Origin of the sequence: Methylobacterium sp. B1 (assembly GCF_000333255.1) — a bacterium.
GTDB classification, from domain to species: Bacteria; Pseudomonadota; Alphaproteobacteria; order Rhizobiales; family Beijerinckiaceae; genus Methylobacterium; species Methylobacterium fujisawaense.
The window spans coordinates 1-2,063 of sequence record NZ_BACT01000324.1; the positions used below are offsets into that span (position 1 = coordinate 1).

Below are 2,063 nucleotides of genomic sequence, written 5' to 3' on the forward strand. Positions count from 1 at the left end.
CGGGCGTTGCGCGAGATGGCGGTGGCGACACCGCCCGGATGGACCACCGTCACCCCGAGTCCGGTGCCGGCATATTCGTGCCGCAGGGCCTCCGAGAAGCCGCGCACGCCGAACTTGCTGGTGCTGTAGGCGACCTGACCCGGCGGCGCGATCAGCCCGAACAGGCTCGACAGGTTGACGATCTGCGCCGCCGGCCGGGCACGCAGCATCGGCAGGAAGGCGTGGCACAACCGCACGACGGCGCGCAGGTTGATGTCGAGCAGCCACTCGAAATCGTCGAGATGCGTCTCGTCGAACCGGCCGCCGAGGGCGACGCCGGCATTGTTGATCAGAATGTCGAGATGCCCGGACCGTTCTGCGACCCAGTCCGGCAGCGCGCGGATCCCTTCGGCATCCGTGAGATCGAGGACGCGGGTCTCGACCGAGACGCCGCGGATCTTGCCGGCGGTGGCCGCCAGCCCGGTCGCGTCCCGGTCCACGAGGAGAAGATTGCAGCCCTTCGCGGCGAGGCCTTCGGCCAGGGCCGCACCGATACCGCTCGCCGCGCCGGTAATCAGGGCCACCGCGCCCGCGAGTTGGAACCGCTGTGCCAAACCGCGCCTCCCCGTATCGTCGACCTGGATCCGTCTTCAGGGGGATAGGCTCGGCCGGCCTGATTGTCTAGGGTGAACACCCTAGACGAGGATGGGATCATGCCGCGGGGCGAGGGCCGCAGGTTCGACTTCGATGTGGAGGCCAGCCCAGAGGCCGGTCCTGCCGTGCCGATCCCGGATACGCGCACGCGAATTCTGGCAGTCAGCCTCGCGCTGTTCAACGCCCGCGGGCTCGGCCGTGTCACGACGGCGGAGATCGCGGCCGCGGCGGGGATCCGCGAGGGCAATCTGCAGTATCACTTTCCGCGCAAGAGCGGCTTGGTCGAAGCCGTGTTCGCCGCCTTCGAGGCGGAGGCCCTGGCGGTGGCCGGCCGCATGCCCGCCGACCCCGCCGCTCCGGAAGCGCTGCTCGGCTACCAGCGGGCGTGGTTCGACCTGATCTGGCGCTACCGCTGCATCTACCGCGACGGGATCGCCATGGTGGACATCGCCCCGGCATTGCGCCCGCGGATCCATGCCCTGCGGGCCGAGACCCAGGCGCTGGCCCGCGGTGTCTTCGAGGCGGCCGTGCGGGCGGGACGGCTGCGGATCGCACCGGAGGCCCTCGGGCGGCTCATCGACAATGCCTGGATCGTGTCCAGCCACTGGATGAACCATCGCCTCCAGGGGGGCACCACCCTGACGGAGGCCGATCTGGACTGGGGCTTCGCGCAGCTCCGCGACCTGTTCGCCCCCTATCTCGCACCGGACAGCCCGGATTGACGGCGTCTGGCCTGAACCTTCCATACGCTCCGGCCAAGCTCGGAGCCGAAGGACACGATGCTCGACCGCCTGATCCATGCCGGCCTCAGCCTTCTGGTGCTGCTCGCCGTCGCCATCCTGTTCTCGACCAATCGGCGGGCGATCCGTCTCCGCGTGGTGCTCGCCGGGCTGGCCCTGCAGGTGGGGCTCGGTGCTCTGGTCCTGTTTCTTCCCGCCGGGCAGGCCGCGCTGCGGGCTGTCGCCGACGCGGTCGTGACCGTGCTGTCCTACGGCGATCGCGGCACCGCCTTCCTGTTCGGCGGTCTCGTCGAGCCGAGGATGTTCGAGCTGTTCGGCGGCTCGGGCTTCATCCTGGCGCTGCGGGTCCTGCCGCAGATCCTCTATGTCTCCGCGCTCATCGGCGTGCTCTACCATCTCGGCGTGATGCAGGCGCTGGCTCGCCTGCTCGGCGCGGCGCTCCGGCGCATTCTGGGCACGTCCCCCATCGAGTCGTTCTCGGCGGTGATCACCATCGCCATCGGCCAGAGCGAGATTGCCGTCGCGCTGCGCCCGTTCCTCGCCCTGCTCACCGGGGCCGAGTTGTTCGCCGTCATGTCGAGCGGCGCCGCGTCCACGGCAGGATCGATCCTGGCGGGCTACGCGGCCCTCGGCGTGCCCATGACCTACCTGCTCGCCGCCTCGGTGATGGCGATCCCGGGGGGCCTCGTC

Annotated in this window: 3 protein-coding genes; 2 read left to right on the plus strand and 1 reads right to left on the minus strand. The window is 70.0% G+C overall.

The genetic code is table 11. From position 1 onward, the window contains the following. Nucleotides 1-593: SDR family oxidoreductase (locus tag I53_RS09475; RefSeq protein WP_043349665.1), on the minus strand; the 593-nt coding region annotated here is incomplete at its 3' end. Between the two features lie 99 nt (nucleotides 594-692). Here I53_RS09475 and I53_RS09480 point away from each other — a divergent pair. Together I53_RS09480 and I53_RS09485 are read left to right on the plus strand one after the other, a co-directional pair. Further along, the gene (locus I53_RS09480) at nucleotides 693-1,355 is read left to right on the plus strand and encodes a TetR/AcrR family transcriptional regulator (protein WP_051044742.1); all 663 of its coding nucleotides are present in this window, start codon (nucleotides 693-695) and stop codon (nucleotides 1,353-1,355) included. Between the two features lie 57 nt (nucleotides 1,356-1,412). Then, on the plus strand, nucleotides 1,413-2,063 hold a 651-nt coding region (locus tag I53_RS09485; RefSeq protein WP_043349668.1), incomplete at its 3' end, for a Na+ dependent nucleoside transporter N-terminal domain-containing protein.